General features: G+C 65.4%; 29 protein-coding genes. 15 read left to right on the forward strand and 14 right to left on the reverse strand.

Annotation, left to right across the window (positions count from 1 at the left end; translation table 11 throughout):
* Positions 1 to 2 precede the first annotated feature (2 nt).
* The gene (locus tag H1B27_RS30505; RefSeq protein ID WP_061882650.1) at positions 3 to 851 is read right to left on the reverse strand and encodes a methyltransferase domain-containing protein; all 849 of its coding nucleotides are present in this window, start codon (positions 849 to 851) and stop codon (positions 3 to 5) included.
* 221 nt (positions 852 to 1,072) lie between these two features.
* Between H1B27_RS30505 and H1B27_RS30510 the strand changes: the two genes are divergently transcribed.
* Genes H1B27_RS30510 through H1B27_RS30525 form a run of 4 tightly spaced genes read left to right on the forward strand, consistent with a single transcriptional unit; the run spans position 1,073 to position 3,550 of the window.
* Positions 1,073 to 1,882 (forward strand): ComF family protein, encoded by an 810-nt coding sequence (locus tag H1B27_RS30510; protein ID WP_061882651.1) that lies wholly within the window; start codon positions 1,073 to 1,075, stop codon positions 1,880 to 1,882.
* 35 nt (positions 1,883 to 1,917) lie between these two features.
* Complete coding sequence (gene grxC, locus H1B27_RS30515) at positions 1,918 to 2,193, forward strand: glutaredoxin 3 (protein WP_197968592.1); 276 nt, start codon at positions 1,918 to 1,920, stop codon at positions 2,191 to 2,193.
* The gene (locus H1B27_RS30520) at positions 2,190 to 3,068 is read left to right on the forward strand and encodes a carbon-nitrogen hydrolase family protein (RefSeq protein ID WP_061882653.1); all 879 of its coding nucleotides are present in this window, start codon (positions 2,190 to 2,192) and stop codon (positions 3,066 to 3,068) included. Before grxC ends, H1B27_RS30520 begins: the two co-directional genes overlap by 4 nt.
* On the forward strand, positions 3,065 to 3,550 hold the full coding sequence (locus H1B27_RS30525; protein WP_061882654.1) for a DUF1178 family protein: 486 nt from the start codon (positions 3,065 to 3,067) through the stop codon (positions 3,548 to 3,550). The genes H1B27_RS30520 and H1B27_RS30525 overlap by 4 nt, the downstream gene beginning before the upstream one ends.
* Positions 3,551 to 3,646: 96 nt before the next feature.
* Here the strand turns inward: H1B27_RS30525 and H1B27_RS30530 are convergent, their stop codons facing one another.
* From H1B27_RS30530 to H1B27_RS30545, 4 genes are all read right to left on the reverse strand, one after another.
* The gene (locus tag H1B27_RS30530) at positions 3,647 to 4,546 is read right to left on the reverse strand and encodes an EamA family transporter (protein WP_061882655.1); all 900 of its coding nucleotides are present in this window, start codon (positions 4,544 to 4,546) and stop codon (positions 3,647 to 3,649) included.
* Positions 4,547 to 4,798: 252 nt separating this feature from the next.
* Positions 4,799 to 5,080, reverse strand: coding sequence for a GIY-YIG nuclease family protein (locus tag H1B27_RS30535; RefSeq protein WP_197968593.1), 282 nt, complete (start codon positions 5,078 to 5,080; stop codon positions 4,799 to 4,801).
* A 110-nt stretch (positions 5,081 to 5,190) separates the two neighbouring features.
* On the reverse strand, positions 5,191 to 5,958 hold the full coding sequence (gene ubiG / locus H1B27_RS30540) for a bifunctional 2-polyprenyl-6-hydroxyphenol methylase/3-demethylubiquinol 3-O-methyltransferase UbiG (RefSeq protein ID WP_197968594.1): 768 nt from the start codon (positions 5,956 to 5,958) through the stop codon (positions 5,191 to 5,193).
* Positions 5,959 to 5,972: 14 nt separating this feature from the next.
* The gene (locus H1B27_RS30545) at positions 5,973 to 6,440 is read right to left on the reverse strand and encodes a PH domain-containing protein (protein ID WP_061882657.1); all 468 of its coding nucleotides are present in this window, start codon (positions 6,438 to 6,440) and stop codon (positions 5,973 to 5,975) included.
* A gap of 153 nt (positions 6,441 to 6,593) precedes the next feature.
* Here H1B27_RS30545 and H1B27_RS30550 point away from each other — a divergent pair, with 153 nt between their 5' ends.
* The 5 genes from H1B27_RS30550 to H1B27_RS30570 all read left to right on the forward strand — a co-directional run bounded on the left by H1B27_RS30550 (position 6,594) and on the right by H1B27_RS30570 (position 13,752).
* On the forward strand, positions 6,594 to 7,850 hold the full coding sequence (locus H1B27_RS30550) for an aspartate kinase (RefSeq protein WP_061882658.1): 1,257 nt from the start codon (positions 6,594 to 6,596) through the stop codon (positions 7,848 to 7,850).
* A 374-nt stretch (positions 7,851 to 8,224) separates the two neighbouring features.
* Entirely contained in the window at positions 8,225 to 10,492 is a 2,268-nt protein-coding gene (gene ptsP / locus H1B27_RS30555) for a phosphoenolpyruvate--protein phosphotransferase (protein ID WP_197968595.1), read from the forward strand.
* A gap of 56 nt (positions 10,493 to 10,548) precedes the next feature.
* On the forward strand, positions 10,549 to 11,634 hold the full coding sequence (prfA, locus tag H1B27_RS30560; protein ID WP_197968596.1) for a peptide chain release factor 1: 1,086 nt from the start codon (positions 10,549 to 10,551) through the stop codon (positions 11,632 to 11,634).
* A 3-nt stretch (positions 11,635 to 11,637) separates the two neighbouring features.
* On the forward strand, positions 11,638 to 12,519 hold the full coding sequence (prmC, locus tag H1B27_RS30565; RefSeq protein ID WP_197968597.1) for a peptide chain release factor N(5)-glutamine methyltransferase: 882 nt from the start codon (positions 11,638 to 11,640) through the stop codon (positions 12,517 to 12,519).
* Between the two features lie 462 nt (positions 12,520 to 12,981).
* On the forward strand, positions 12,982 to 13,752 hold the full coding sequence (locus H1B27_RS30570) for a DUF4167 domain-containing protein (protein WP_061882662.1): 771 nt from the start codon (positions 12,982 to 12,984) through the stop codon (positions 13,750 to 13,752).
* Positions 13,753 to 13,896: 144 nt separating this feature from the next.
* On the opposite strand, the gene H1B27_RS30575 is transcribed toward H1B27_RS30570, so the two are convergent.
* A complete protein-coding gene (locus H1B27_RS30575) occupies positions 13,897 to 14,643 on the reverse strand; it encodes a class I SAM-dependent methyltransferase (RefSeq protein WP_061882663.1) in 747 nt (248 codons plus the stop codon).
* Positions 14,644 to 14,751: 108 nt separating this feature from the next.
* On the opposite strand from H1B27_RS30575, the gene gloB reads away from it, so the two are divergent.
* Together gloB and H1B27_RS30585 are read left to right on the forward strand one after the other, a co-directional pair.
* On the forward strand, positions 14,752 to 15,519 hold the full coding sequence (gene gloB / locus H1B27_RS30580; RefSeq protein WP_061882664.1) for a hydroxyacylglutathione hydrolase: 768 nt from the start codon (positions 14,752 to 14,754) through the stop codon (positions 15,517 to 15,519).
* A 23-nt stretch (positions 15,520 to 15,542) separates the two neighbouring features.
* Complete coding sequence (locus tag H1B27_RS30585) at positions 15,543 to 15,965, forward strand: cupin domain-containing protein (protein ID WP_061882665.1); 423 nt, start codon at positions 15,543 to 15,545, stop codon at positions 15,963 to 15,965.
* Position 15,966: 1 nt separating this feature from the next.
* Here H1B27_RS30585 and yddG read toward each other — a convergent pair whose 3' ends face one another.
* The 3 genes from yddG to H1B27_RS30600 all read right to left on the reverse strand — a co-directional run bounded on the left by yddG (position 15,967) and on the right by H1B27_RS30600 (position 19,143).
* Positions 15,967 to 16,836, reverse strand: a complete 870-nt coding sequence (gene yddG, locus H1B27_RS30590) for an aromatic amino acid exporter YddG (protein ID WP_197968598.1) — start codon at positions 16,834 to 16,836, stop codon at positions 15,967 to 15,969.
* A gap of 162 nt (positions 16,837 to 16,998) precedes the next feature.
* The gene (phbB, locus tag H1B27_RS30595; protein ID WP_061882667.1) at positions 16,999 to 17,724 is read right to left on the reverse strand and encodes an acetoacetyl-CoA reductase; all 726 of its coding nucleotides are present in this window, start codon (positions 17,722 to 17,724) and stop codon (positions 16,999 to 17,001) included.
* Positions 17,725 to 17,964: 240 nt separating this feature from the next.
* The gene (locus H1B27_RS30600) at positions 17,965 to 19,143 is read right to left on the reverse strand and encodes an acetyl-CoA C-acetyltransferase (RefSeq protein WP_061882726.1); all 1,179 of its coding nucleotides are present in this window, start codon (positions 19,141 to 19,143) and stop codon (positions 17,965 to 17,967) included.
* Between the two features lie 306 nt (positions 19,144 to 19,449).
* Here H1B27_RS30600 and phaR point away from each other — a divergent pair, with 306 nt between their 5' ends.
* Both phaR and H1B27_RS30610 read left to right on the forward strand, forming a co-directional pair.
* Complete coding sequence (gene phaR / locus H1B27_RS30605) at positions 19,450 to 20,040, forward strand: polyhydroxyalkanoate synthesis repressor PhaR (RefSeq protein WP_061882668.1); 591 nt, start codon at positions 19,450 to 19,452, stop codon at positions 20,038 to 20,040.
* A 52-nt stretch (positions 20,041 to 20,092) separates the two neighbouring features.
* Entirely contained in the window at positions 20,093 to 20,713 is a 621-nt protein-coding gene (locus H1B27_RS30610) for a class I SAM-dependent methyltransferase (RefSeq protein ID WP_061882669.1), read from the forward strand.
* A gap of 16 nt (positions 20,714 to 20,729) precedes the next feature.
* Here H1B27_RS30610 and H1B27_RS30615 read toward each other — a convergent pair whose 3' ends face one another.
* Positions 20,730 to 21,617 (reverse strand): branched-chain amino acid aminotransferase, encoded by an 888-nt coding sequence (locus H1B27_RS30615; protein ID WP_197968599.1) that lies wholly within the window; start codon positions 21,615 to 21,617, stop codon positions 20,730 to 20,732.
* 221 nt (positions 21,618 to 21,838) lie between these two features.
* On the opposite strand from H1B27_RS30615, the gene H1B27_RS30620 reads away from it, so the two are divergent.
* On the forward strand, positions 21,839 to 22,774 hold the full coding sequence (locus tag H1B27_RS30620; RefSeq protein ID WP_061882671.1) for an alpha/beta hydrolase: 936 nt from the start codon (positions 21,839 to 21,841) through the stop codon (positions 22,772 to 22,774).
* 13 nt (positions 22,775 to 22,787) lie between these two features.
* Here H1B27_RS30620 and H1B27_RS30625 read toward each other — a convergent pair whose 3' ends face one another.
* A complete protein-coding gene (locus H1B27_RS30625; protein WP_061882672.1) occupies positions 22,788 to 23,033 on the reverse strand; it encodes a hypothetical protein in 246 nt (81 codons plus the stop codon).
* 215 nt (positions 23,034 to 23,248) lie between these two features.
* On the opposite strand from H1B27_RS30625, the gene H1B27_RS30630 reads away from it, so the two are divergent.
* Positions 23,249 to 24,121 carry a hypothetical protein gene (locus H1B27_RS30630; RefSeq protein ID WP_061882673.1) on the forward strand — a complete coding sequence of 291 codons (873 nt, stop codon included), beginning with the start codon at positions 23,249 to 23,251 and terminating at the stop codon, positions 24,119 to 24,121.
* A gap of 46 nt (positions 24,122 to 24,167) precedes the next feature.
* On the opposite strand, the gene H1B27_RS30635 is transcribed toward H1B27_RS30630, so the two are convergent.
* The 3 genes from H1B27_RS30635 to H1B27_RS30645 form a co-directional block, all read right to left on the reverse strand.
* On the reverse strand, positions 24,168 to 24,728 hold the full coding sequence (locus tag H1B27_RS30635; protein WP_061882674.1) for a carboxymuconolactone decarboxylase family protein: 561 nt from the start codon (positions 24,726 to 24,728) through the stop codon (positions 24,168 to 24,170).
* Between the two features lie 107 nt (positions 24,729 to 24,835).
* Positions 24,836 to 25,999, reverse strand: coding sequence for a PLP-dependent cysteine synthase family protein (locus H1B27_RS30640; protein WP_061882675.1), 1,164 nt, complete (start codon positions 25,997 to 25,999; stop codon positions 24,836 to 24,838).
* 105 nt (positions 26,000 to 26,104) lie between these two features.
* Positions 26,105 to 26,569 (reverse strand): Lrp/AsnC family transcriptional regulator, encoded by a 465-nt coding sequence (locus H1B27_RS30645; protein WP_197968600.1) that lies wholly within the window; start codon positions 26,567 to 26,569, stop codon positions 26,105 to 26,107.
* Between the last annotated feature and the right edge of the window lie 78 nt (positions 26,570 to 26,647).

Below are 26,647 nucleotides of genomic sequence, written 5' to 3' on the forward strand. Positions count from 1 at the left end.
ACTCAGCGTTCCCCCATCTTCTTCACTGCCTCTGCGAGGCTCGCCTTGGCCGATCCCGGCTTCAACGGCTGCTGCTGGCTCGCATGGGGGGCCCAGCCGGACAGCCAGATGACGTCGAACGTCGCCCGGATGCGGCCGTCGGCATCGGCAAAGCGCTCGGCATAGATTTCGGCCATCCGCAGCATCGTCGCGCGGCGGCTCGGCGTGCGGCGCCGTTCGATCAGCACATTGGCCGCGCCCATGCGGCGAAGATCCTGCATCAAGGCGAACGCATTGCCGTAGCGCACCACGACACGGTCGACGTCGGTCACCGGGAGCGCGAAGCCGGCCCGCTGCAACAGCGCGCCGATGTCGCGGAGGTCAGCGAATGGCGCCACGCGCGGCGACACGCCGCCCTCGCATTCGGCTTCTGCCGCGGCAAAGGCCTGCCGCAGCTCGGTCAGGCTGTCGCCGCCGATCATCGCGGCAAGCAGCAATCCGTCCGGCTTCAGTGCGCGACGGACCTGCGCCAGCACGCCCGGCAGGTCGTTGACGAATTGCAATGCCAGCGCCGAGACGACGAGATCGAGGCTTTCCGGCGCGAAGGGTAGTGTCTCCGCACCCGTCGCATCGGGTGCAATCCGCGCGATTGCCGGAAGCCGCGTGCCCAACGCCGCGAGCCCCTCGCCGGGCGTCCAGAGATCGGCCGGAGCGTGAAACTCGCGCATCACCGCAGCCAGCCGGTCGGACATGTCCTCGGCCACGCGATCGAGCAAAAATGTCACCTCGCCCAGCGCCTGGGCGCGCCGCTGCCGCGCGTTCAGCAAGGCGCGATCGAACAAGGCGGGCGGGGTTTGCGGGGTCTGAGCCATGCCGCTGGTTACGCCGATCGCCACGGTTCTTGCAACGCTCTCGTGTCCCGGACGCGCTGCAGCGCTCTTGCGCTGCTGCGCAGAGCCGGGACCCATGCATCTGCACGTGCGGCTCGCTGGGCCCCGGCTCAGCAGCGCACCATTGCGCGGTGCGCTGCGTCCGGGGCACGAGACCGGTATAGCCGCTTGAGCCCACGCAAACGGAGCGCTAGCCTTCCCTTATGGAAGCCAACGCCGCCCCCACCCCCTCGATCGCCGCACCGCTGCGGGCCGCGTGGACGACTGGCCGCCACGTGCTGTCGCGCGCGGCACGGCTCGCACTCGACATCGCGCTGCCGACGCAGTGCGTATCCTGCCACGAGCCGGTCGACGGCGAGGGCGTTTGCGCTTCGTGCTGGGCGCGGCTGTCGTTCATCGAACGGCCCTACTGCCCGCGGCTCGGCATCCCCTTTGTGTATGACCCCGGCCCCGACATGCTGTCGATGGAGGCGATCGCGAGCCCACCGGCCTACCAGCGCGCGCGGGCGGCGGTGCGTTACGACGACGTCGCGCGCACGCTGGTGCATGCGCTGAAATACCAGGACCGCACCGATCTGGCGCCTGCCATGGGCCGCTGGATGGCGCGCGCGGGCGGCGAGCTGCTCGCCGGCGCCGACATGCTGGTGCCGGTGCCCCTGCACTGGCGGCGAGCCTGGCGCCGCCGCTACAACCAGTCCGGGGCGCTGGCGCGCGTGATCGCGCGGCAGAGCGGCGTCAAGGTGCAGAGCGAGGTGCTGCGCCGGGTGCGCGCCACCGAGCAGCAGATCGGCCTGTCGCGGTCCCAGCGCGCCACCAATGTGCAGGGCGCATTCCAGGTATCTCCCGACCGTCAGGCCGAGGTTCAGGGCCGCCGCATTGTCCTGATCGACGATGTCCTGACGTCGGGGGCGACGCTGGATGCCTGCGCGCGGGTCCTGCTGCGCGCCAAAGCGGCCCAGGTCGACGTGCTCGTCTTCGCCCGGGTTGTCGAAAGCGGCCCCCGTCCCATATAGTTCAATGAATTCATGACATGAGAGCGCCAGACGAAATGACTGCTGCTGTCGAGATCTACACCCGGCCGGGCTGCGGCTATTGTTCCGCCGCCAAGTCGCTGCTGACCCGCAAGAAGGCGACCTTCACCGAATTCGACGTCGCCAAGAACCCGTCCTGGCGCCAGGAAATGTACGGCCGCGCCGGCCAAGGTTCGACTTTCCCGCAAATCTGGATCGGCGGCACCCATGTCGGCGGCTGCGACGAGCTCTATGCGCTCGACCGCGACGGCATGCTCGACGGCATGCTCGAGAGCGTCAAGGCGGTCTCATGAGCGAGAATCGCACCTTCACCGCGGCCATGGTGCAGATGCGCACCGGCCTGATGCCCGAGCCGAGCCTCGAACAGGCAACGAAACTGATCCGGCAGGCTGCGGCCAACGGCGCCGACTACGTGCAGACGCCCGAAGTCAGCAACATGATGCAGCTGAACCGCAAGGCATTGTTCGAGCATCTGCAGAGTGAAGAGGACGACGCTTCGCTGAAGGCCTATCGCGCCCTCGCGGCGGAATTGAAGATTCATCTCCATGTCGGCTCGCTGGCGCTGCGCTTCTCGCCGGAGAAGGCGGTCAACCGCTCCTTCCTGATCGGGCCCGAGGGCGATGTGCTCGCGAGCTACGACAAGATCCACATGTTCGACATCGAGCTGCCGGACGGCGAGAGCTATCGCGAATCCGCCAATTACCAGCCGGGCGAGACCGCCGTGATCTCGGATCTGCCCTGGGGCCGCGTGGGCTTGACGATCTGCTACGATGTGCGCTTCCCGGCACTCTACCGTGCGCTCGCCGAGAGCGGCGCGTATTTCATCACGGTGCCGTCGGCCTTCACCCGCAAGACCGGCGAAGCGCATTGGCACGTGCTGCTGCGCGCACGCGCGATCGAGACCGGCTGCTTCGTCTTCGCCGCGGCCCAGGCCGGCCTGCACGAGAACAAGCGCGAGACTTACGGCCACTCGCTGATCATCGATCCCTGGGGCGAGATCCTCGCCGAGGGCGATGTCGAGCCCGGCATCATCATGGCCAGGATCGACCCAGCCAAGGTCGAGACCGCCCGCCGGGCCATTCCGTCGCTCCAGCATGGCCGCCGCTTCGGCGTCTCCGACCCCAAGGCGGGACCGGACCATTTGCATCTCGTGCGGGGATCGGCATGATCCGCTACGCCCTTCGCTGCGACCGCGACCACGCCTTCGAGAGCTGGTTCCAGAGCTCGTCGGCCTATGATTCGCAGGTGAAGCGGAAGCTCGTGACCTGCCCGATCTGCGGCTCGGCCAAGGTCGACAAGGCGATCATGGCGCCACGCATCGTCGGCAAGAAGGGCCGCGGTCCCGCAGTGCCGCCGCCGGAGCCAGTTACCACGGCCACGACGCCCGATGCTGCACCGTCAGGACCGACCCCGCTGCTGATGGCGCAGGAGCGCGAGCTGCGCGCCAAGCTCAAGGAGCTGCGCGATCACATCGTCAAGAACGCCGACAATGTCGGCGAGCGTTTTCCGAACGAAGCCCGCGCCATGCACTACGGCGACAAGGAGCACCGTCCGATCTACGGCGAGGCCTCGCCGGAAGAGGCGAAGTCGCTGATCGACGAAGGCATCGAGGTCTCGCCGCTGCCGACGCTCCCGGAAGACCGGAACTGACGCGCGGAGCGCGTCATCCCGGAACGGTCCGAAGGACCGGACCCGGGATCTCGAGATTCCGGGTTCGCCCGTCGAGCGCCCCGGAATGACGCCCAGCTACACCGCCACCAGCACCGCCACGCCGATCACGATCAGCGCGATCCCTGCGAGCTCGCGCGGCGCGATCGGCTGCTTGAACGAGTAGTAGGCCACGGCCTGCGCGAACAGCACCTCGATCAAAGCGAGTGTGCGGACATTGGCAGCCGCCGTCAGCGCGAACGCCAGGAACCAGAATTGCGAGGCGAAGGCGCCCGTGAAGCCGGCGAGCATCGACGGCCGCCATAATCCGAGGATTCCCCGCAATACGTCTGGCGCGCGTAGAAGCAGATAGATCGTCAGCACCAGCGTCTGCACGAACAGGCCGAGCACCAGCGTGAACGAGGAGGCCGTCACGAACGACACGTCGGGCACCGTGATGATCGCTCCGCGAAAACCAACCGCGGACAGCGCGAACGCCGCGGCGGCGACGAGGCCGGTGATGGTCGGCTTCAGTTCGGCAAAGCTCTTCTCGCCGCCGGGGCGCAGCGCGGTGATGACGACGCCGACGGTGGCGATCGCGATCGCGAGCACCTTGAGCCAGGTGAGGTGATCGCCGAGGAAGATGAAGCCGAAGATCGCGGTCTGTATCGCCTCGGTCTTCAGGTAAGCCGTCGTCACCACGAAGGAGCGGTCGTTCATCGCGAGCAGCATCAGGCCGGTGGCGACGATCTGGCTGAGCGCCCCTAACAGCAGCCAGGCCCAGAACACGATCGGCGGCATGCTCAGATGATCGCCGGTCGCGAGCAGCACGACGGCGAGGAACAGCACCGAGAATGGAAAGCCGAACAGGAAGCGGATATTGGTCGCGCCCCAGGTCCCCAGCGGCTTCGTCAACGACCGCTGCATCGCATTGCGCGCGACCTGCCCGAGCGCGGCAATGATGGTGAAGGGAATCCAGAGGCTGGCGATGGTGAGCATCGGGGTGGGTAATCAGAGAGGAATGGTGATCAGCGTGACGGGAACAGATTCGCTGGTCAACCGCATGGGTGTCATGGGTGCGATGCGCTCGCAACAAATTCGGTGTCGTCCCTGCGCACGCAGGGACCCATAACCCCAGGGAGCAGTTTTGCGGAGGTCGCCAACCCGCGCGTCTCATACCACTCACTGCCGATAGATTCCGCGGTATGGGTCCCCTGCGTTCGCAGGGACGACAGTCTTTGCTGGGCAGCGTCAAACCAGGAGATCGCTCAGGTCCTGCCATTCCGGGTTGTCGCGCTCGATCAGCTCGATCTTCCAATCGCGCTTCCAGCGTTTGAGCTGCTTTTCGCGGGCAATCGCTTCTTCTGCCCGCTCGTACGCCTCGGTGTAGACTAACCGATACACACCATAGCGCTTGACGAACTCCGAGCCTTTGCCGGCGCGATGCTCTTCGAGGCGTTTCTGGAGCGAGTTGGTGACGCCGATGTAGAGCGTTCCGTGATGGCGGCTGGCGAGGATGTATACGTAGTACATGCTCGGGGCGCCTGTCTGGGCTAACTGGATGGGCCGGTGGTTATGGGTCCCTGCTTTCGCAGGGACGACACCATTCTAGAGGCACGACTTCGCATCTCGCTCATGCCCCCTCACACCATGGCTTCCGCAACCACCATGTAATTCACGTCCATATCGGACGAGAGGGTCCATTTGTCGGCGAAGGGGCTGTAGACCACGCCGGTCTGCTCCGTGATGACGAGGCGGGTGTCGAGCAGGTGTTTTGCGAGCTCGTCGGGGGTGACGAACTTGCTCCATTCGTGGGTGCCGCGCGGCAGCCAGCGCAGCACGTATTCGGCGCCGACGATGGCGAGCGCGAAGCTCTTCCAGTTGCGGTTCAGCGTCGAGACCACCATCAGGCCGTTCGGCTTCAGCATCGCGGCGCAGCGCTTCAGGAAGACGCCGACATCGACGACGTGCTCGACCACCTCCATCGCCAGCACGATGTCGAAGCGCTCGCGCGGGTCGATCTCCTCCACCGTGGTGCAGCGGTAGTCGATCGCAAGATGGCTCTTGTCGGCGTGGAGCTTTGCGGCCGCGATGTTGCTCTGGGAAGGATCGATGCCGATGACCTGTGCGCCCAGCCGCGACAACGGCTCGCACAGCAGGCCGGCGCCGCAGCCGATGTCGAGCACGCGCAGGGACCCGAGGCAATTGAGGCTGCGCACGTTGCGCTCGAACTTGCGGCAGGCGGCATCGCGGATATAGCCGAGCCGCAGCGGGTTGATCCGGTGCAGCGGCGCCATCTTGCCCTTGGGGTCCCACCACTCCGCGGAGAGTTTTGAGAATTTCGCGATCTCGGCGGCGTCGACGGTCGAGCCCGACTGGGCGGAAAGGGAAGTATTTTGCTGCATGCTCATGGTTGCGCGCGGTCCTACCGCGTAGTGATCGAACTACGGAAGGCGAGCGGCGAGGCGATCGTCCTGATCGTCTCGATGCCCTCGCCGACGCCGCGAATCGTCACGTCGCCGTAGTTGAGAATACGTCCAAGGATGGACTGGTCGACGTCGACGCTCTCGACCTTGTCCAGCGCCATCTCGAAGGTTCGGCGCTTGATGAAACCGGTCTTGTGCACGACCCTGAGATTGGTGACGTCGGTCTCGGTGGTGAAGCGATGGAACCAGCCCTTGATGGTCCAATACAAGGCCGCCAGAGCCACGAGACCCGAGGCGACCAGGCAAAGCAGGACGAGCCAGTCGGCGGTGGCCTGCCGGGACAGCACGAACAGGGCCAGCGCCACGATCCAGGCCACGATGGCCGGAAAGTGGAAGATCCAGTGCGCATTGGTCGAATACAGCACCCGCTCGCCCGGTTGCAGGATCTCGTCGATATAGCGCGCCATGATCTCGGTTGACCTACTTCCCCCGCGCCCTGCCCCCGCAGGAACCCGCTTGCCCCCGGCCCCGCCGCTATGTATACGCGCGTCGGTGTCCGCGAGGCACCCGTCCAGTGCGGGTCACCATACTGATCCTTATGAAGGAATGCACGCGTCGTCATGAGCCGCCTCGTGATGAAATTCGGCGGCACGTCCGTCGCCAACATCGAACGTATCCGCAACGTCGCACGCCATGTGAAGCGTGAGGTCGATGCCGGCCATGAAGTGGCCGTGGTCGTCTCGGCGATGGCCGGCAAGACCAACGAGCTGGTCGCCTGGTGCACCGAGGCCTCGCCGATGCACGACGCGCGCGAATACGACGCCGTGGTCGCCTCGGGCGAACAGGTGACGTCGGGTCTTCTTGCCATCGTGCTCCAGGGCATGGGCATCCAGGCCCGCTCCTGGCAGGGCTGGCAGATCCCGATCAAGACCAGCGACGCCCATGCCTCGGCCCGGATCGAGGACATCGACGGCAGCGAGATCATCAAGCGCTTTAGGGAGCGCAAGGAGGTCGCGGTCATCGCCGGCTTCCAGGGCATCAACCCCGAGACCAATCGCATCACCACGCTCGGCCGTGGCGGCTCCGACACCTCGGCCGTGGCGATCGCCGCCGCCGTCAAGGCGGACCGCTGCGACATCTACACCGACGTCGACGGCGTCTACACCACCGACCCGCGAATCGTGCCGAAGGCCAGGAGGCTCGACAAGATCGCGTTCGAAGACATGCTGGAACTGGCCTCGCAGGGCGCCAAGGTGCTCCAGGTCCGCTCGGTGGAACTCGGCATGGTCCACAACATGCCGATCTTCGTCCGCTCGAGCTTCGACAAGCCCGAGGATATCGACCCGCATGCCAACCAGCCGCCCGGCACGCTGATCTGCAGCGAGGAGGAGATCATGGAAAGCCACGTCGTCACCGGCATCGCCTTTTCGAAGGACGAGGCCCAGATCTCGGTGCGCCAGATCGAGGACAAGCCCGGCGTCGCGGCCTCGATCTTCGGCCCGCTGGCGGATGCCAACATCAACGTCGACATGATCGTGCAGAATGTTTCCGAGGACGGCAAGACCACCGACCTCACCTTCACGGTGCCGGCCGCCGACTATACCCGCGCCAAGGATACGATTACCGCCGCCAAGGCCAAGATCGGCTATGCGCGGCTCGATACCGCCACCGACGTCGCCAAGATCTCGGTGATCGGCAGCGGCATGCGCAGCCATGCCGGCGTCGCCGCCCAGGCGTTCTCGGCCCTCGCCGGGCGGAACATCAACATCCGGGCCATTACAACCTCCGAGATCAAATTCTCGGTTCTGATCGATGCCGCCTATACCGAGCTGGCGGTGCGCACCCTGCATACGCTCTACGGCCTCGATCAGGCCTGAAGCGCGACCATCGTTGCGCTTCAGATTGTTGTCAGAGCATGGTCTTTCCGGAAAACCGCCTCGCACTTTTCCGGACCATGCCTAGGCTAATTTTCTCTTAGCGGTCGCAGCAAACGGGAAGGTGTACACACCTTCGCGTTTGGCAGGCGTTTTGCTTGGCAAAACAAGCCTCAATTCGCTATACGGCGAACAGGGTGGGCTGCCGCAGACTGTGTCCCAGTTCAGGCGGCGCTGATTCGGTACAAGCGCTAAATCTCAGGTAGATTTTGGGCTTGTGCCTGCGCCGGACAAACAATTTGGTTGTTTTTCTGGAATTTTGAGCCAGCCGCCGGCTGATACCGCCGGGCCCGGCAGACGGAGGAGATTGACGGTTCATGCGGAGCGCGTCGGGAGGTCCCCGCGTCTTGTTGAGACGGCTCCGCGAAACCATGGCGGAGCAGGTCTCGGCCCAGGAGCGGCTGGACAAGATCGTGGTGCTGATCGCCGCCAACATGGTGGCCGAGGTGTGTTCGGTCTATGTGCTGCGCATCGACAACACGCTCGAGCTCTACGCCACCGAAGGTCTCAACCGCGAGGCGGTGCACCATACCGTGCTCAGCGCCCATGAAGGCCTGGTCGGCCTGGTCGCCAGCGAGGCGACGCCGCTCAATCTGAGCGATGCGCAGAGCCACCCCGCCTTCTCGTTCCGCCCCGAGACCGGCGAAGAGATCTACCACTCCTTCCTCGGCGTGCCGATCCTGCGCGCCGGCAACACGCTCGGCGTGCTGGTGGTGCAGAACCGCGCCAAGCGCAACTATGTCGAGGAGGAGCTCGAGGCACTCCAGACCACCGCGATGGTGCTGGCCGAGCTGATTGCCTCGGGCGAGCTGTCCGCGCTGGCCCAGCCGGGCCAGGAGCCGGCGGCGCGCCATTCCGCGCAGAAGGCCGGCGCGATCCTGTCCGAGGGTATCGCGCTCGGCCATGTCGTGCTGCACGAGCCCCGCGTCGTCATCAAGGACTACATCGCCGAGGACCTGCCGAAGGAGATCAAGCGGCTGGACACCGCGCTCGCCAAGCTGCGCGCCGACCTCGACCGCATGCTGGAGCGCGGCGACGTCGCCGACGGCGGCGAGCATCGCGAGGTGCTGGAAGCCTACCGCATGTTCGCCAACGACCAGGGCTGGTCGCACAAGCTGCACGAGGCGGTCGCCACCGGCCTCACCGCGGAAGCCGCCGTCGAACGCGTGCAATCCGACACCCGCGCGCGCATGCTGCGCTCGACCGATCCATACTTGCGCGACCGCCTGCACGACCTCGAAGACCTCGGCTACCGCCTGATGCGGCAGCTGGTCGGCCAGGATCACGCGCCTTCGCGCGAACAATTGCCCGACAATGCCATCGTCATCGCCCGCGCGATGGGCCCGGCGGCACTGCTCGACTACGACCGCAAGCGCCTGCGCGGCATCGTGCTGGAGGAAGGCACCGCCAATTCGCACGTCTCGATCGTGGCGCGCGCGCTCGGCATTCCCGCGGTCGGCGAAGTACCGAACGCGCCCGGCATCGCCGATCCCGGCGACGCCATCATCGTCGACGGCACGTCCGGCTCGATCTATGTGCGGCCGTCGCAGGAGATCGAGGCGGCCTTCGCCGAGCGCGTGCGCTTCCGCGCCCGCCGCCAGGCCCAGTATCTGGCGCTGCGCGACCGGCCCTGCGTCACCAAGGACGGCCAGAAGGTCGAGCTGATGATCAACGCAGGGCTCGCCATCGACCTGCCGCATATCGAGGACACCGGCAGCGCCGGCATCGGCCTGTTCCGCACCGAGCTGCAATTCATGGTCGGCCAGAGCCTGCCGCGCACCAGCGACCAGCTCGCGCTCTATCGCACCGTGCTGGACGCCGCCGGCAGCAAGCCCGTCACCTTCCGCACCCTCGACATCGGCGGCGACAAGGCGCTGCCCTATATGGAAGCCGTGATCGAGGAAAATCCCGCGCTCGGCTGGCGCGCGATCCGGCTCGGGCTGGATCGTCCCGGCCTGCTGCGCGGCCAGATCCGCGCGCTGCTGCGCGCCGGCGGCGGCCGCGCGCTGCGCATCATGTTCCCGATGATCTCGGAGGTCGCCGAGTTCGATTCGGCCAAGGCGCTGGTCGAGCGCGAGCTGACATATCTGCGCCAGCACGGCCACACGCTGCCTGAAAGAATCGACATCGGCACCATGGTCGAGGTGCCGGCGCTGCTGTACCAGCTCGACGAGCTCCTGAAGAAGGTCGACTTCATCTCGGTCGGCTCCAACGATCTGTTTCAATTCCTGTTCGCGGTCGATCGCGGCAATGCCAAGGTGTCCGAACGCTTCGACACCATGTCGGCGCCGATCCTGCGCGCGCTGCGCGACATCGCAAGCAAGGCGCACGCGGCGAAGAAATCGCTCTCTCTGTGCGGCGAGATGGCGTCGAAGCCGATCGGCGCGCTGGCGCTGATCGGGCTGGGCTACCGCTCGCTGTCGCTCTCGGCGACTGCGCTCGGCCCGGTCAAGGCGATGGTGCTCGACCTCGACGCCAAGAAGGCCGAGGCGGCGCTTGGCCCACTGCTGGACGCGCCGGCTGGCAGCGTCTCGATCCGGCAGAAGCTGACGGAATTTGCCGAGGCCGAAGGGCTGGCCTTGTAGCGGGCCTGTCGCCGCGTCCCGCCGCCTCGCCTCTTGCCGCTATTGAGACTGAACCGATGTCGTCACTCCCCGAAGCCAAACTGGACGTCCTGCTCGCGCATCACGCCTCGCTCGAGGCCGAATCGCTCGGACAGCTCACCTCCGAGCGTTATGTGCAGATCACGCGCGAGCTCGCCGAGATCACCCCGCTGGTCGAGGCGGTGAAGGCCTATCGCTCCGCCGTCAAGGAGCTGGCGGACACCGAGGCGCTGATCGCCGATCCCGCGACCGATGCCGAGATGCGCGGCATGGCGGAGGCCGAACGGGACGAGCTGACGCGACAAATCGAGGAGCTGATCCAGAAGATCCGCGTCGCGCTGTTGCCGAAGGACGCCATGGACGACCGCAACGTGGTGCTGGAGATCCGCGCCGGCACCGGCGGCGACGAGGCCTCGCTGTTCGCCGGCGACCTGTTCCGAATGTACGAGCGCTTTGCCAGCCTTCAGGGCTGGAAGGTCGAGGTGATCTCGGCCAGCGAAGGCACCGTCGGCGGCTACAAGGAAATCATCGCCGAGGTGCAGGGCCGCGGCGCGTTCTCGAAGCTGAAGTTCGAATCCGGCGTGCACCGCGTGCAGCGCGTGCCCGACACCGAGACGCAGGGACGCATCCACACCTCCGCCGCGACGGTGGCCGTGCTGCCGGAGGTCGAGGACGTCGACGTCGACATCAAGAACGACGACCTGCGGATCGAGACCATGCGCGCGCAAGGAGCGGGCGGCCAGCACGTCAACAAGACCGAATCGGCGATCCGCATCACCCACATCCCGACCGGCATCGTGGTGATGATGCAGGACAGCCGCTCGCAGCACAAGAACCGCGCCTCCGCCATGAACATCCTGCGCTCGCGCATCTACGACGCCGAGCGGCAACGCGTCGACGCCGCACGCTCCGCCGAGCGCAAGGAGAAGGTCGGCTCCGGGGACCGCTCCGAGCGCATCCGCACCTATAATTTTCCGCAAGGGCGCGTCACCGATCACCGCATCAACCTCACGCTCTACAAGCTGCCGCAGGTGATCGCGGGTGAAGCGCTGGGTGAATTGATCGACGCACTGACGACGGAGCACCAGGCCGCACAGCTCGCTGCGCAAGGCGCGGCGGCCTGAGGCGTGAGCAACCCCTTCACCGGACAATCCATCGAGGGTGCGCGGCGCACGCTCTCTGCGCTGTTGAGATCGGCACAGCTCGACGAAGCCGAGCTCGACGCCCGCATCCTGATCGGTGCGGTGCTCGGCCTCGACCTCACCGGCCTGGTCACGCAGGCTGCCCGTCCCCTCACCGCGGCCGAAGCATCGCGGCTCGCGCAGCATGCGCAGCGCCGCGTCGCCGGCGAGCCGGTGGCGCGCATCCTCGGAACACGCGAATTCTGGGGCCTGCCATTTCGCTTGTCGGAAGCAACCCTGGTCCCGCGCCCCGATACCGAGACCGTCGTCGAGCTTGCACTCGAGATATTTCGCGAGCGGCAGGCGTCTCATCCGCCGCGTATCGCCGACATCGGCACCGGATCCGGCGCGATCCTGCTCGCGCTGCTGCACGAAATTCCTGATGCTTTCGGCGTCGGCACCGATCTCAGCCAGAACGCGCTCAGGACCGCCAGGGACAATGCCGCCGCGCTCGGCCTCGCCGACCGCGCCGCCTTCGTCGCCTGCTCCTACGCCGCTGCGCTCCGCGGCCCGTTCGATCTCATCGTCTCGAACCCGCCCTATATTCCCTCGGCCGAGATTCAGAAACTGAGCATCGAGGTGCGCGGGCACGATCCGCATCTGGCGCTCGACGGGGGCAATGACGGATATGACGCCTACCGCGCGCTCATCCCCCAGGCGGCCGAACGGCTCGCGCCCGGCGGAGCGGTGATCGTCGAGGCCGGACAGGGGCAGGCCCAAAATATTGAAACCTTGATGAGGGGCGCCGCGTTATCGCTGGACCGGCCGCCCAAGGCCGACCTGGCGGGCATTCCGCGGGCCGTTTCGGCCCGAAAAATGCCTCCATAAAAGCTGGATTGGGCTGCAAAAACCTCTTGGAATATCGCCTGGGAACGACTACGTTCCGTCCAACACATCGGTGCCGGCCCCGTATACCTACGGGTGAAAGCCGGGCTCTCGGGCGAGAGCTTTACTGATTTAAAGGTTCCAAGCCGCAGGTCCTGTTGAGCGCGATGGCCAGTGGAGCTGCGCTGCTCTCCGACCGCAACGTGAACGAAAGCCTGATATTGCGCTTGAAGACTTACGCAAGAACGCTGGGCTTGTTTCGGCAGGCGAAATGAATGGGTTCGCTGGCAATGAATGCTGGCGGGTGGGGAACGCGTCTTTGTTGAACGCGACGGTCGACGAACATTGGCAGGGCTCGATCCGGCTTGCGCGCGGTGCGCGCGAGAGATGTGAGCCGCTGTCACCAGGTCACTCCTAGCAATCAGTAATGCGTGCAACCTTTAGGGCTGGAATCGAAGGCAGGACATGAGAAACGGTCAGAACAAGCAGCGGATGCGCAACCGCAACAACAATAACAACAACCGGCGTGGCCAGAACCCGATGACCCGGGTCTACGAGTCCAACGGACCCGACATCAAGATTCGCGGCACCGCTTCGCACATCGCTGAAAAGTATCTCCAGCTTGCGCGTGATGCGCGCTCCTCCGGAGACCCCGTTGCAGCCGAGAACTACTACCAGCATGCCGAGCATTACTTCCGCCTGATCGCGGCGGCCCAGGAGCAGTTCCGCCAGAACCAGCAGCCGCGCGGCGATGAGCCCGTCAGCAGCAGCGACGACGGCGAGGATGACGGCGAGAATTTCTCAGCTTTCGGCCAGGAGCCGGGTTTCGTCCCGCAGCCTCCGCAGCAACCCTTCATGCGCGACCGCGATGGCCAGCGCGATCACCACCAGCGTGATCAGCAGCCGCGCGAGAGCCAGCCGCCCTATCAGCGCGACAACCAGCAGCCGCGCGAGCACCGCGAACGCGATCATCGTGCTCAGCCGCAATATCAGCCGCAACCCGCCAACCAGCCGCAGCCCGTCATCGCCGATGCCGGCAGCGTCGACCGCCTGCCCTCCTTCATCACCGGCGCGCAGCCGCAAGTGAATGTCGCAGCGAATGGCGGCCAGGGCGGGTTCGAGGGCGCCGGTGGCGGCGAGCGCTATCCGCGGCGGCGGCGCCGGCCGCATGGCCCGCGCCCCGAGCGCGAGGCCGCCCCAGTCGCGTCCAGCGACGAGGTCGCCCCTGGCGAGTAGCCATTTCTGATCTGATGTCCTGAACTGAAATCGTCCCGGCCTCGCGCCGGGACGATTTGTTTTGGACGGTGTGCGTTGGTCCAATCGGCGGGGGCCGCAAGCACGGACCACCTCTCCCATAGGGACCCATAGGGAGAGGTTAAGCTAGCCGCGCGTCGCTGTCGTCTGGGACGGCACCAGCACCGGCTTCGCGAGCGAGGGAATGAGCCGCGCGCGCTCGCGCTTGGCGGGGATCGCGCGGTAGACCTGCTTGGTCGCCTCCACGATATGGACGCCGGCAAAGGGCAGCGACAACGCTGCCCCGGCGCGCTCCCACATCTGCGCCGATTTCAGCACCCAGCCTCCGGCATAGGGCGGCATGAACAACGCCTCGCCCCAGGCGGTCGGGGTGAACCAGGTCTGGCGCAGCAGCTCGGTGATCTGCGAGCGCGAATAGGGCCGGCCGTGACCGAAGGGCGTGCTGTCGGTGCGGGTCCACACCCCGCGCCGGTTCGGGATCACGGCGATCACGCGCCCGGACGGCGACAGCACGCGCCACACCTCGCGCAGCAGCGCGGCCGGATCGTCCGACATCTCCAGCGCGTGGACCAGGAGGATGCGGTCGACCGCGGCGTCAGGAAGCGGCAGCGAGTATTCGTCGACGAGCGAGGCCAGCGCCGGTCGTCCCGTCGGCCATTTCAGGACGCCCTGGGCCGCCGGCATGAAGGCGATGCAGCGCTCGGCGTCCTCGCGGAACAATCCCAGATAGGGTGTGGGATAGCCGATGCCGAGCACGCGCTGGCCCTCGGCGCTTGGCCAGCGCTCCCTGATGCCGCGATTGATCATTTGCCGCGCCACGATCCCGAGGCGGCGGGAATAGAACTCGCGGAGGTCGACGACGTCGATGGTCATGACGGCAATGTAACATGCGCCAGGCCGTCGCTGCGCGCGGAATATTGCATTGCCTGCGCAACGTTAACGCCATATTTGTCTGGCGGGGCTGAGCCCGATGGAGATGACATGGCCGCCGAAATTCGTACTTTCACCTGTTTAAACGACAATTTCGGTTATCTGATCCACGATGTGGAAACCAAGGCGACGGCGTCGATCGACGCGCCCGAGGCCGGTCCCATCCTCCAGGCCCTGGAGCGCGAGGGCTGGCAGCTCACCGACATCCTGATCACCCATCATCACGGCGATCATGTCGGCGGGGTTGCCGAACTCAAGCAGAAATACAATTGCCGCGTCGTGGCGCCGCACGACAAGACCACGAAGATCGCGAATGTCGACCTGCGTGTCGCCAACGCCGACGTGGTGAAGATCGGGAATTTGCTGGCGCGTGTCGTGGAGACGCCCGGCCACACGCTCGACCATATCTCCTACGTATTCGACACCGAGAAGACGGTCTTCGCCGCCGACACGCTGTTCTCGATCGGCTGCGGCCGCGTCTTTGAGGGCACCTACCCGATGATGTGGGATTCGCTTCTGAAGCTGCGCGCCCTGCCCGACGACTTCAAGCTCTATTGCGGCCACGAATACACGGCGTCCAACGTCAAGTTCGCACTCACCATCGAGCCGGACAATGCGGCGCTCCAGGCGCGCGCCGCGGAAGTGGCGAAGCTGCGGGCCGAGAACAAGCCGACCATTCCCTCGCTGCTCGGTGAGGAGAAGCGCGCCAACGTATTCCTGCGCGCCGATGAGCCGGCGGTCGCGGCGAAGCTGCACATGAAGGGCGCGGATGCCGCCGCGGTGTTCGGCGAACTGCGCGAGCGCAAGAACAAGTCCTGAAGACCAAGTCCTGACGGGGATCGATGCCGACCGCAGCCGAGATCATCGCGCGCCTCGAACTCCGGCCGCATCCCGAAGGCGGGCATTACCGCGAAACGTTTCGCGATCTGGCCACGGACGCCAACGGGCGTTCGCGCTCGACATTGATCTATTTCCTGCTCGCCCGCGGCGAGCGTTCGCACTGGCATCGCGTCGATGCGGTCGAGACGTGGCACTATTACGCCGGCAGTCCCTTGATGCTGCGCATCGCCCATGACGGCTGCTCCCAGCATGAGGTGCGGCTGGGCACCGACCTCGCCAACGGCGAGCGGCCGCAGGCGATCGTGCCGGCGCAGGCCTGGCAGATGGCGGAAACCACGGGCGAGTGGACGCTGGTCGGCTGCACCGTGGCGCCCGCATTCGAGTTCGCGAAGTTCGAGCTCGCACCAAAGGGCTGGGAGCCGTAGCTCACCTCTTCCGCAGCACCATGTCCTTGGCCGCGATCAGGCCGCCCCCGGCGATGAGGATCGCAGCAAGGGCGATGTTGGCGCTGGCCTTGGCGAAACCGGCAGCGATGAGGAATCCCGTCGAGAGCAATGGCGTCGCGTAGGAGGCGGCGCCGAGCACACGAATGTCGCCGCGCTTCATGCCGATGTCCCAGGCGTAGAACGCGGCGCCGACCGGGCCGATGCCGAGTGCGATGACCGAGAGCCATTGCAAGCCCGTCTCCGGCCAGACCGTGGTTTCAAGCAGACCGTGCATCAGCGCGGCCAATATTGCCGTGGCAAGACAGAAGCCCGCGACCGCATCGGTCGGCACCGCCTTCAACCGGCGCGACAGCACCGAATAGGTCGCCCAGACAAACGCCGCGATGAAGGCCGCGATGAGACCCGGCACAGCTCCAGGCGCAAAACCGCTGGTGTTGCCGGCGAACAGCAGCACCGTGCCGACGAGGCCGAGCACGGCGCCGATGATGTGATGCGCGGCCAGCCGCTCGCCCGGCAGGAAGGACGAGAACAGCACGATCAAGAGCGGCCACAGGTAATTCAGAAGGCCGGCTTCGGCCGGCGGGGCGAAGCGCAGCGCGAGAAAATACAGCGCATGATAGCCGAACAGGCCACCAACGCCGACGACCCAGACGGCGAGCGGCTGACGCAGGCTTTTCGCCGCCTCGCTCCGCCCGATCCAGGTGAGCAGCCCGACGACACCGCCGATCGCGAAGGTCATCGCGGCGAGCTGGAATGCCGGGATCTTTCCGGTCGCCACCGTCATCACTGACAGCAGCGACCACATCAGGATCGCGGTCAAACCGATCAGCGTGGCGGTACGGGGAGTCATTCCAGGGCCTCGTCGTTCCGGGGCGGCTCGAAGAGCCGAACCCGGAACCTCGAGATTCCGGGTTCGCCGCTAGCGCGGCGCCCCGGAATGACAGGGCATCATGCCCGGGACAAGCCCGGGCATGACGACGTGGAAAATATCAGCCGGCGTGATGCGATCGCATCACACCATGTACTGGCCGCCGTTGATCGTCAGCGTCGAGCCGGTGATGAAGCCGGACTCGTCGGCCGCGAGGAACACGACCGCGCGCGCAATCTCTTCGGGCTCGCCGAGCCGGTTGGCCGGGATCTGCGGGATCACGTTCTTCTCCAGGACGTCCTTCGGCACCGCCTGCACCATTTCGGTGTTGATGTAGCCCGGGCAGATCGCATTGACGGTGATGCCGCCCTTGGCGTTCTCGAGCGCGAGCGCCTTGGTGAAGCCGACGTCGCCGGCCTTCGCCGCGGAATAGTTGACCTGACCGAACTGCCCCTTCTGGCCGTTGATCGACGAGATCGAGATGATGCGGCCGAACTTGCGCGCGCGCATGCCCTCGATGACCTGGCGCGTCATGTTGAACAGCGAACCCAGATTGGTATTGATGACGGCGGTCCACTGCTCGAGCGTCATCTTGTGGAAGGCGGTGTCGCGGGTGATGCCGGCATTGTTGACCAGCACCTCGATCGGCCCGAGATCGGCTTCGACTTGCTTCACGCCGGCCGCGCAGGCGTCGAAACTGCTGACGTCCCATTTGTAGACGGCGATGCCGGTCTCGGCCTTGAACTTCTCCGCCGCCGCATCGTTGCCGGCATAGTTCGCCGCGACCTTGTAGCCGGCCGCCTTCAGCGCCTTGCTGATCGCCGCTCCGATGCCCCGCGTACCACCCGTCACCAGTGCAACACGTGCCATGTCGTATTCCTTCCCTTGGACTCTTCGGACGCTTGAGAGTGACTGTTTTTAGCTGCGGATTATGCGGGACGTTTGACGGACATCAAGAACAAAACGCCCGGCGTCGAGCCGGGCGTTTCTCTTTAGTCGAGGCTTGCGTGGTTGCGAAGAATATTTGATTTGCAACCGCCGCCTTTTTAGCCGCGTGCAACGCAGCGCTGACGTGTGCGGCGCACGCGTCAGCTCCGTGCAAGGTTGTCGTCAGTCGCGCGCCAAACACATCGCGATACCCATGCCGCCGCCGATGCACAGCGTGGCCAGGCCCTTCTTCGAATCGCGCTTCTGCATTTCGTGCAGCAGCGTCACCAGCACGCGTGCGCCGGATGCGCCGACCGGATGGCCGATTGCGATCGCGCCGCCATTGACGTTGACCTTGGAGGTGTCCCAGCCGAGATCCTTGTTGACGGCGCAGGCCTGTGCCGCGAAGGCTTCGTTGGCCTCGATCAGGTCGAGATCGCCGACGCTCCAGCCGGCCTTTTTCAGCGCGGCGCGCGAGGCCGGGATCGGGCCCGAGCCCATGATCTTAGGATCGACGCCGGCCTGAGCCCAGGACACGATGCGCGCGAGCGGCTTCTTGCCTTCCTTGGCCGCCTGCTTGGCGGTCATCAGCACCACGGCGGCGGCGCCGTCGTTGATCCCGGAGGCCGAGCCCGCAGTGACCGTGCCATCCTTCTCGAAGGCCGGCTTGAGCTTGGCCATCGCGTCGAGCGTGGCGCCATGACGCGGATATTCGTCGGCGCTGACGACCACGTCGCCCTTGCGGGTCTTGATGGTGACGGGGACGATCTCGTCGTTGAACCTGCCGGCCTTCTGCGCGGCCTCCGCCTTCTGCTGCGAAGCGACGGCGAACTCGTCCTGCTGGGCGCGGGTGATCTGCCACTGCCGTGCGACGTTCTCGGCGGTGTTGCCCATGTGGTAGCCGTTGAAGGCATCCCACAGGCCGTCCTTGATCATGGTGTCGACGAACTCGACGGGGCCCATCTTGACGCCACCACGCAGGTACTGGGCGTGCGGGGCCATGCTCATGGATTCCTGGCCGCCTGCGACCACGATCTCGGAATCACCGTTGAGCAGCGCCTGATAACCGAGCGCAACCGTGCGCAGGCCCGAGCCGCAAAGCTGGTTCACGCCCCAGGCCGGGCTCTCCACCGGAATGCCGGCGGCGATCGAAGCCTGGCGGGCGGGGTTCTGGCCCTGGGCGGCGGTCAGGATCTGACCCATGATGACCTCGGAGACCCGGCCGGGCTCGATGCCACCGCGCTCCAGCGCGGCCTTGATGGCGATGGCGCCGAGATCGTGGGCGGGAAGGGTCGCGAACGCTCCGTTGAAGCTACCGACCGGGGTGCGGGCGGCGCTGACGATGACGACATCGTCTGACATGGGCATCTCCTGGGTTTGAAGGGGGCAGGCGGGGCTGGGGAAAAGACGGCTCGCCAGTCTCGACCGGCATCCTGTTAACGTCGTTGAGGCATGTCAATCGGACGGTCTCCGAATTCATGCCGCAACGCATTCAAAATAGCGTTCTTGGCGCTTTCGCAAGCACGATTTTGCTCTGCAATTAACCGTGCCGCACAAAACGGTAGCGTGAGCCCTTTGAAAATGCTTATTTTGTTGCGTTGCGTACTCTTCCCGCCCTGCGGCATTGCCCGACAGGTTCCCGTTCTCCGCGTTTGCAAGTGAGAGCCCATGGCGAAATCAGACCAACCCACCACCATCAAGAAATACGCGAACCGCCGGCTCTATAACACCGGAACGAGTACCTACGTGACGCTGGAAGACCTCGCCGCGATGGTCAAGGACGGCGAAGATTTCCTGGTCTACGACGCCAAGACCGGCGACGACATCACCCGCTCCGTGCTCGCCCAGATCATCTTCGAGCAGGAGAACAAGGCCGGCCAGAACCTGCTGCCGACCACCTTCCTGCGCCAGCTCATTCGCTTCTATGGCGACAGCATGCAGATGGTGGTGCCGAAATATCTGGAGCAGTCGATCGCGACGCTGACGCAGGAGCAGGAGAAGTTCCGCAAGCAGATCGCCAATACGCTGTCCGGCACGCCTTTTGCTCCGCTGGAGGAGCAGGTCCGCCGCAACATGGAGCTGTTCCAGCAGACCTTCTCGATGTTCAAGCCGTTCGCGGCGCCCCGTCCGACCACCTCTCCCGAGCCGGAGGCCGGTGCGAATACCGAGGAGTCGAAGGATAGCAACATCGACGATCTGCGCCAGCAGATGAAGGAGATGCAGGAACGCCTCGAGCGGATGTCGAAGAAGGACGAGTAGTCCTTCATTTGCACCGGCCCCCAGCGAGCGGGAGGACGAGCGAGGACGAGCCATGTCTGACCGAAGCACCCATTGGGACCATGTCTACGCCACCAAGGGCGAAGCCGAGGTCAGCTGGTTTCAGGACAGTCCGACAATCTCGCTCGAGATGATCCGCGCGGCCAATCCGGATCATGGCGCAGCCATCATCGATATCGGCGGCGGCGCCTCGCGGCTGGTCGATGCGCTGCTGCAAGACGGATATCGCGACGTCGCCGTGCTGGATCTCTCTGCCAACGCGCTTGATGCGGTGAAGAAGCGAATCGGCAAAATCGGTTCGATCGTCGACTGGATCGTTGCCGACGCCACGACGTGGCAGCCGGCGAAGACCTACGACGTCTGGCACGATCGCGCGGCGTTTCATTTCCTGACCGAGCCGCGCGACAGGGCGGCCTATGTCGAGCGCCTGCGGGCAGCGCTTACCCCCGGCGGACAAGTCGTCATCGGCACGTTCGCGCCCGATGGTCCGGAGAAATGCAGCGGCCTGCCGGTTCAGCGACACGACAGTGCGAGCCTTGCGGCGGAGCTCGGGCCTGAGTTTGAGCTCGTCGAGACGCGCAGCGAGACGCATCACACGCCGTGGGATTCAACGCAGGCGTTTCAGTTCAGCCGGTTCCGGAGACGCGGCTCATAAGCGAGCGACAGCCGGCTCAAGCCGCCAGCTTCACCGCATGCGCGAAATCCCAATAGAGCTTTCGCGCGCGCGTATAGAACGGCCCCGGCTTCAGCTCGCGCTCGTCGATGCGGATCACGGGCGCGACCTTGGCGAAATTGCCGGATGAAAAGATCTCGTCGGCGGCAAGGAAATCGGCATAGCGTAGCGTCTTCTCGACCACGGTGACTCCGTCGCCACGAAGCAGGCTGATGACACGCTGGCGCGTGATGCCGTTCAGGAAAGTGCCGTTCGGCACCGGCGTAAAGACCACGCCGTCCTTCGCCATGAACACGTTCGAATTGCCGAACTCGGCGACGTTGCCGAGCATGTCGAGCATCAGTGCGTTGTTGAAGCCGCGCGCGGCGGCCTCGGCAAGCGCGCGCGAATTGTTCGGATAGAGGCAGGCCGCCTTGGCCTCGACCGGCGCGCATTCGGCGGTGGGCCTGCGGAACGGCGACAGCGTGATCGCGTTGCCGACGGGTTTTGGCATCGGCGCCACGTAGATGCACAGGCACCAATTGGTGGTCTCGGGGTCGAACAGCACGCCGCCGCCGCTCCCGTTCTGCGCCCAGTACATCGGACGGATATAGAGCTCGGCATCCGCCGCAAATCGCGCAATGCCTTCCTGCGCGAGCGTCAGCCAGGCGCCGGTATCGAGCACCGGCTTCAGGCCAAAATTGATCGCCGATTGATTGACGCGGGCGACGTGCCGGTCGAGATCGGGCGCAACACCCTCGAACGCGCGCGCGCCGTCGAACACGATCGAGCCGAGCCAGGCCGCATGCGTGCGCGAGCCCATGATCGGCACGTTGCCGTCGTGCCATTCGCCCTCGAAGAAGGTCCAACTCGGCGAATAGTCGATGGGCTTCTTGATCTCGGCCATGACCGGCCTCCCCTTGGAAATATCGGGCACTATTGCGCCCAATTTCTAAAAGATTCCCTGCGGGGGCTTGGTGAGTTACCCTCTCCTCTTGTGGGAGAGGGTGGCTCGTCGCGTAGCGGCGAGACGGGTGAGGGGTATCCATCCGCGAACTCATCTGCGGAGAAACCCCCTCATCCGGCGCTGCGCGCCACCTTCTCCCACAAGGGGAGAAGGAAGAATCCATGCCGCTCGATCCGCTCGCCAAGCGTTTGTTGACCATGATGGCTGCGGCTGCGCCGCAGGCGCGGAGCCGGCCCAGCGTGGAGGCGCGACGGCAATCGCTGGCAAAGCTGATGCAGTTCGCGCGTGCCGAGGCGGCGGATGTGACGACGTCCGACGGCGTTCTGGCCGGCGGCGCCGGCGAACTGCCCTATCGCCTCTACACGCCGGCAAGCGCCGAGGAACTCGCACCGGGCTTCGTGTTCTTTCACGGCGGCGGGCTCGTCGCCGGCAGCATTGCCACGCACGACCGCATCGCAGCCGCGCTGGCGCATGCCACCGGCTGCCGCCTCGTGTCGGTCGACTACCGGCTCGCGCCCGAGCACAGATTCCCCGCCGCCGTCGACGACGCGATCGCCGCCACCGAATGGGTGGCGCGCGAGGCGGCATCGCTCGGCATCGACGCGGACCGTCTGGTGATCGGCGGCGATTCCGCCGGCGCCACGCTGGCTGCGGTCGTGTGCCAGGAGGCAGCGCAGACCGCCGGCCTCTCCATTGCCGCGCAATGTCTGATCTGCCCGGTGCTGGATTTCGAGGAGACCTCGCCCTCGCGCGAGGCCTTTGCCGAGGGCCACCTGATCGACCGCGCCACGATCGAAGCGGATCTTTCCGACTATCTGCCCGAGGGCATCGACGCCGCCGATCCCCGCGTCTCTCCGTTGCGCGCGACACGGCTGACGGGACTGCCGACCGCGATCATCCACACCGCCGAATACGACCCGATGCGCGACGAAGGCAATGCCTATGCTCGCAAGCTGCTCGCCGCGGGCGTCGCCGTCGAGCATGTCTGCCACGACGGCATGGTCCACAATTTCCACGCCATGGGCGCGATCCTGCCGCAGGCCCAGCTCGTGCTGTCGCAGATCGGCGAACAGGTGCGGAGGGCGGTGAAGAAGTGAGTGAGCGCGAGAATCACACGCGTGCGTCGAGAACGGCTCTGGCGGCCGCGAGATACTCGGGCCAGTGCGCATCCGCATAGCGCTCCGCCTGCCGTGCGCAAGTGACGTCCGGAGCATGCGCGCCAGCGATCATGCGCGCAAAGCGTTCTTCGGCAACCGTCACATCATCGACCACTGGCGCCGGTGCGGCCGCCGCAGCGGTCGGAGCGAGGGCGAGCCCCGCCATTCCGGCGAGCAGGATGCGGCGTGACGTGTTCATGGCTGTCGTCCTCCGTTGTCTGGCCTGCACTCTGGCCGGCGAGAGTGTCGGTGCAGTCACGACAGGGTAGCCGCGTGCGTCGATACAGTCCATCGTTTGCGGATAGCGCTTGACCGCGGGAACAATCACGTTCCATCTAGCGAGCGTTTCCGCCACCAGAGCCTCACGCGTCGGATTGTCACGTGTCAACTCGCAAACCACCGCATCGTCCGGCTTTGCGCGCGATCGCGCGGGGGCTGGCCTGCCTGACGGTTTCAGCGAGCGCTGCCTTCGCCGCCGAGGCGGACGAGGACGCACCGGCAAAGCCGGCTGTTCCGAACATCTACCTCGACCTCCGCACCAGCTACGCGACGATCCCCGCAGGCACGCTCGGGCTCGGCTTCGGCACCACCTCGCTGTCGGCCGCGCTCCAAGCCCTGGCGGCGCGACGAAGCACGACGCTGCCGAACGGCTTGCCGGCGGCGAAGTCGATTGCCGTTGACCTGCCGCTGACTGTCGACGTCACCGACCGCGTCTCGCTCTATGGCGGCGTGTCCGGATCGACGACGGATATCGGCGGCGGCTGGTCGTCCTTCGATATCACCAGCTGGAACATCGGCGTGCAGGCCGACCTCTACCAGCAGAATGGCGGCAAGATCCCGACGATCACGCTGCAATCGACGCTGACGCAGTCGGTGCCGAACGAGCAGGGCATGGTGAATTCCTTCAACAACATCCTGGAATTCGACTACGCGCTCGACGAGGACGAGACGCGGGGCTGGTTGGCCGGCATGCAGTACACCACCGCCACCATTGCCAGCCCGTTCGCCAGCATCCGGCCGAACACGGTCCTCTATGGCGGCGGCTATTACCAATGGCCGAGCAACTGGAAGTTCACCGGGCGCTTCGGCATGCAGTCGTTTGGTGGCGCACAGCTCGCGGGACGGACGATCGCGGAGTCCTTCACCCAGCCGATCCTGCGGCTCGACCTTGACCGCATGGACGACAACGACAACCGCCTGTTCGGCATCACCGCGCTGATCGCGTGGACGCCGAAGCCATCCTATCAGCTGACGTTGCGAACGCCGCTCTACGCCGTGCGCAATTGAGCATGATCCCGGAAAAGGATCATGCTCAAACGAAACGAAACCGCTGCTAATCCGGCACCGGCACGTCGAACGTGTTGAGCGTGACCGAGACCATGCAGTAGACGCCGACCAGATAGGACAGCTCGGCCGCGCCGTGTTCGCCGAACTCCTTCACCGCCGCACGATAGGTCAGCTCCGGCAGCACGCCACCGCTGACCAGGGCCGAGGCCATGTCATAGGCGACCGCCTCCTGCCTGGTCAGATCGACAGGCCGCTGTCCGGCGACGATGGTCGCGAGCTTCTCGTCGGACAGACCGCGCTGCTCGGCGACCAGAACGTGGGCATAGAGCTCGTAACCGGACCGGAAATGCGAGCCGGTGACGAGGATCGCGACCTCGCGCACCGGAGCGGGCAGCAGCGGGTTCGACGCGACCGCCTTGACCAGCTCCCACACCGGCCCGCCGAAGCGCGGCTCGCGGATCCAGGGGTTCCAGGGCCCGAGCAGCGCGCCGTCGTCGCGCATGTTCACAAAACCCTTGAAATGGTCGGTGATGCCGGCTCGCATGTCGTCATAGAGCGGCTTCTGTTCGTCGGTCAGATCCTTGGGGTCGAGAATGGGAAGGCGCACGATGGGATCTCCTCGTTGAGACCACAACCGTCACCTGCATGCGTGCGCAGGGCAAGTGAAGTTGCCGTGACGGTCGTGCCAATTTGAAAAACGGCAGGAAGACGCTGCTATGACGCGGCGGGGCTTCGTATGCCCTGCGGATTGAAGACGTCGTCGACATCGAGCCTCAGCGGCTCGCCTGTCGCGAGGAACGACGACAAGGCCGCCTCGTAAGGCGCCGGATCGAGGCCGCGCGCCGTCAGCCATGCGGGCTCGTAACAGGTCTGCCGGTAGCGCTCGCCGGAATCGCAGATCAGCGTCACCAGCGACCCTGTCGCGTTCGCCTGACGCATTTCCGAGGCGAGCCGGCACAGCGCCAGGAAGTTGGTGCCGGTGGAGCCGCCGACCGCGCGGCGCAGCCGGCGCGACAGCACGTTCATCGCCGCGATCGTCGCCGCATCCGGGATCTTCATCATGCGATCGACCACACCCGGCACGAAGGACGGCTCGCAGCGCGGCCGGCCCACACCCTCGATCAGCGACGGGCGGTCGCAGACATGGGAGCGGTCCTGCGAGCGGAAGCAGTCGAAGAAGGCGGAATGTTCGACATCGGCGACGCATAGCCGCGTCGGATATTGCCGATAGCGCAGATAGCGCCCGATGGTGGCCGAGGTGCCGCCGGTGCCCGCGCCCATCACGATCCAGTCCGGCAGCGGGCGCGGCTCGCCCTGCAATTGCGTGAAGATGGACTCGGCGATGTTGTTGTTGCCGCGCCAGTCGGTGGCGCGCTCGGCGAAGGTGAACTGATCCATGTAGTGGCCGTTCAGACGGGCGGCGAGCGCCGCGGCGTCCGCATAGAGCGCGCGACCGTCGTCGATCAAATGGCAGTTGCCGCCATAATGCTCGATCGCGGCAATCTTCTCCGCCGAGGTCGTCCGCGGCATCACGGCGTAGAAGGGCACGCCGATCATCTGCGCGAAATAGGCTTCCGACACCGCCGTCGATCCCGACGATGCCTCGATCACGGGCGTGCCTTCGCCAATGTGGCCGTTGCAGAGCGCATAGAGGAACAGCGAACGCGCGAGGCGATGCTTCAGGCTGCCGGTCGGATGCGTAGACTCGTCCTTGAGATAGATGTCGATGCCGGAGAGCGCCGGCACGATCAGCCGGATCAGATGCGTGTCGGCGGTGCGGCACTGGTCGGCCTCGATCGCAGCTACGGCCTCGTCAACCCAGCCGCGCCGATAGCTCGGCCCGGCCGGATTGAACTGGCGGAAGGGGAATGTCTGCATCGGGTGAACCTCTCATGATGCCGATCGCGCATCAAGTGCGCTGGATTTTGTTTGACGTGTTTTATGATGCGAACCGGCTTCCACTTCGCTGGAAAACGCTTCCGTTCAAAACTCCAGCGGCGCGTTGTCGACGACTTCCTTCATCACGAAGAAGGTTCGGGTCTGGCGCACGCCGGGCAGCGCGATGAGCTGCTCGCCATGGATGCGGTTGAAATCCTCCATGTCGCCGACGCGGATCTTGAGGAAGTAGTCGAAGTCGCCGGCGACTAGGTGGCAGTCGAGCACGAATTTCAACTTCGCGATGGCCTTTTCGAAGGTGGCAAAACTCTCAGGCGTCGAGCGGTCGAGCACGACGCCGACCATCACCAGCGTGCCCTTTGCCAGCTTCTTCGGCGCGATCATGGCGCGCACGGTGGCGATGAAGCCGTCCTCGAACAGGCGCTGAGTGCGGCGATGGCAGGTGGCGGGGCTGATCGCGACCGTCTCGGCCAGCTCGGCATTGCTGAGCCGGCCATTATTTTGAAGCAATCTCAGTATCTTAAGGTCGATGCGGTCAAGTCGAGCGGCCATGGAAGAAGCTTTCATTCATTACGCACAATATGGAAGAAATCCGGCTTATCGTATCTATTTGTGCAAGATACGAATAGT

Origin of the sequence: Bradyrhizobium diversitatis (assembly GCF_016031635.1) — a bacterium.
GTDB classification, from domain to species: domain Bacteria; phylum Pseudomonadota; class Alphaproteobacteria; order Rhizobiales; family Xanthobacteraceae; genus Bradyrhizobium; species Bradyrhizobium diversitatis.

Coding starts and splice junctions, on each gene's coding strand:
- H1B27_RS30505 (WP_061882650.1), bottom strand. CDS start 851: ATGGCTCAGACCCCGCAAACCCCGCCCGCCTTGTTCGATCGCGCCTTG.
- H1B27_RS30510 (WP_061882651.1), top strand. CDS start 1,073: ATGGAAGCCAACGCCGCCCCCACCCCCTCGATCGCCGCACCGCTGCGG.
- grxC (WP_197968592.1), top strand. CDS start 1,918: ATGACTGCTGCTGTCGAGATCTACACCCGGCCGGGCTGCGGCTATTGT.
- H1B27_RS30520 (WP_061882653.1), top strand. CDS start 2,190: ATGAGCGAGAATCGCACCTTCACCGCGGCCATGGTGCAGATGCGCACC.
- H1B27_RS30525 (WP_061882654.1), top strand. CDS start 3,065: ATGATCCGCTACGCCCTTCGCTGCGACCGCGACCACGCCTTCGAGAGC.
- H1B27_RS30530 (WP_061882655.1), bottom strand. CDS start 4,546: ATGCTCACCATCGCCAGCCTCTGGATTCCCTTCACCATCATTGCCGCG.
- H1B27_RS30535 (WP_197968593.1), bottom strand. CDS start 5,080: ATGTACTACGTATACATCCTCGCCAGCCGCCATCACGGAACGCTCTAC.
- ubiG (WP_197968594.1), bottom strand. CDS start 5,958: ATGAGCATGCAGCAAAATACTTCCCTTTCCGCCCAGTCGGGCTCGACC.
- H1B27_RS30545 (WP_061882657.1), bottom strand. CDS start 6,440: ATGGCGCGCTATATCGACGAGATCCTGCAACCGGGCGAGCGGGTGCTG.
- H1B27_RS30550 (WP_061882658.1), top strand. CDS start 6,594: ATGAGCCGCCTCGTGATGAAATTCGGCGGCACGTCCGTCGCCAACATC.
- ptsP (WP_197968595.1), top strand. CDS start 8,225: ATGCGGAGCGCGTCGGGAGGTCCCCGCGTCTTGTTGAGACGGCTCCGC.
- prfA (WP_197968596.1), top strand. CDS start 10,549: ATGTCGTCACTCCCCGAAGCCAAACTGGACGTCCTGCTCGCGCATCAC.
- H1B27_RS30570 (WP_061882662.1), top strand. CDS start 12,982: ATGAGAAACGGTCAGAACAAGCAGCGGATGCGCAACCGCAACAACAAT.
- H1B27_RS30575 (WP_061882663.1), bottom strand. CDS start 14,643: ATGACCATCGACGTCGTCGACCTCCGCGAGTTCTATTCCCGCCGCCTC.
- gloB (WP_061882664.1), top strand. CDS start 14,752: ATGGCCGCCGAAATTCGTACTTTCACCTGTTTAAACGACAATTTCGGT.
- H1B27_RS30585 (WP_061882665.1), top strand. CDS start 15,543: ATGCCGACCGCAGCCGAGATCATCGCGCGCCTCGAACTCCGGCCGCAT.
- yddG (WP_197968598.1), bottom strand. CDS start 16,836: ATGACTCCCCGTACCGCCACGCTGATCGGTTTGACCGCGATCCTGATG.
- phbB (WP_061882667.1), bottom strand. CDS start 17,724: ATGGCACGTGTTGCACTGGTGACGGGTGGTACGCGGGGCATCGGAGCG.
- H1B27_RS30600 (WP_061882726.1), bottom strand. CDS start 19,143: ATGTCAGACGATGTCGTCATCGTCAGCGCCGCCCGCACCCCGGTCGGT.
- phaR (WP_061882668.1), top strand. CDS start 19,450: ATGGCGAAATCAGACCAACCCACCACCATCAAGAAATACGCGAACCGC.
- H1B27_RS30610 (WP_061882669.1), top strand. CDS start 20,093: ATGTCTGACCGAAGCACCCATTGGGACCATGTCTACGCCACCAAGGGC.
- H1B27_RS30615 (WP_197968599.1), bottom strand. CDS start 21,617: ATGGCCGAGATCAAGAAGCCCATCGACTATTCGCCGAGTTGGACCTTC.
- H1B27_RS30620 (WP_061882671.1), top strand. CDS start 21,839: ATGCCGCTCGATCCGCTCGCCAAGCGTTTGTTGACCATGATGGCTGCG.
- H1B27_RS30625 (WP_061882672.1), bottom strand. CDS start 23,033: ATGAACACGTCACGCCGCATCCTGCTCGCCGGAATGGCGGGGCTCGCC.
- H1B27_RS30640 (WP_061882675.1), bottom strand. CDS start 25,999: ATGCAGACATTCCCCTTCCGCCAGTTCAATCCGGCCGGGCCGAGCTAT.
- H1B27_RS30645 (WP_197968600.1), bottom strand. CDS start 26,569: ATGGCCGCTCGACTTGACCGCATCGACCTTAAGATACTGAGATTGCTT.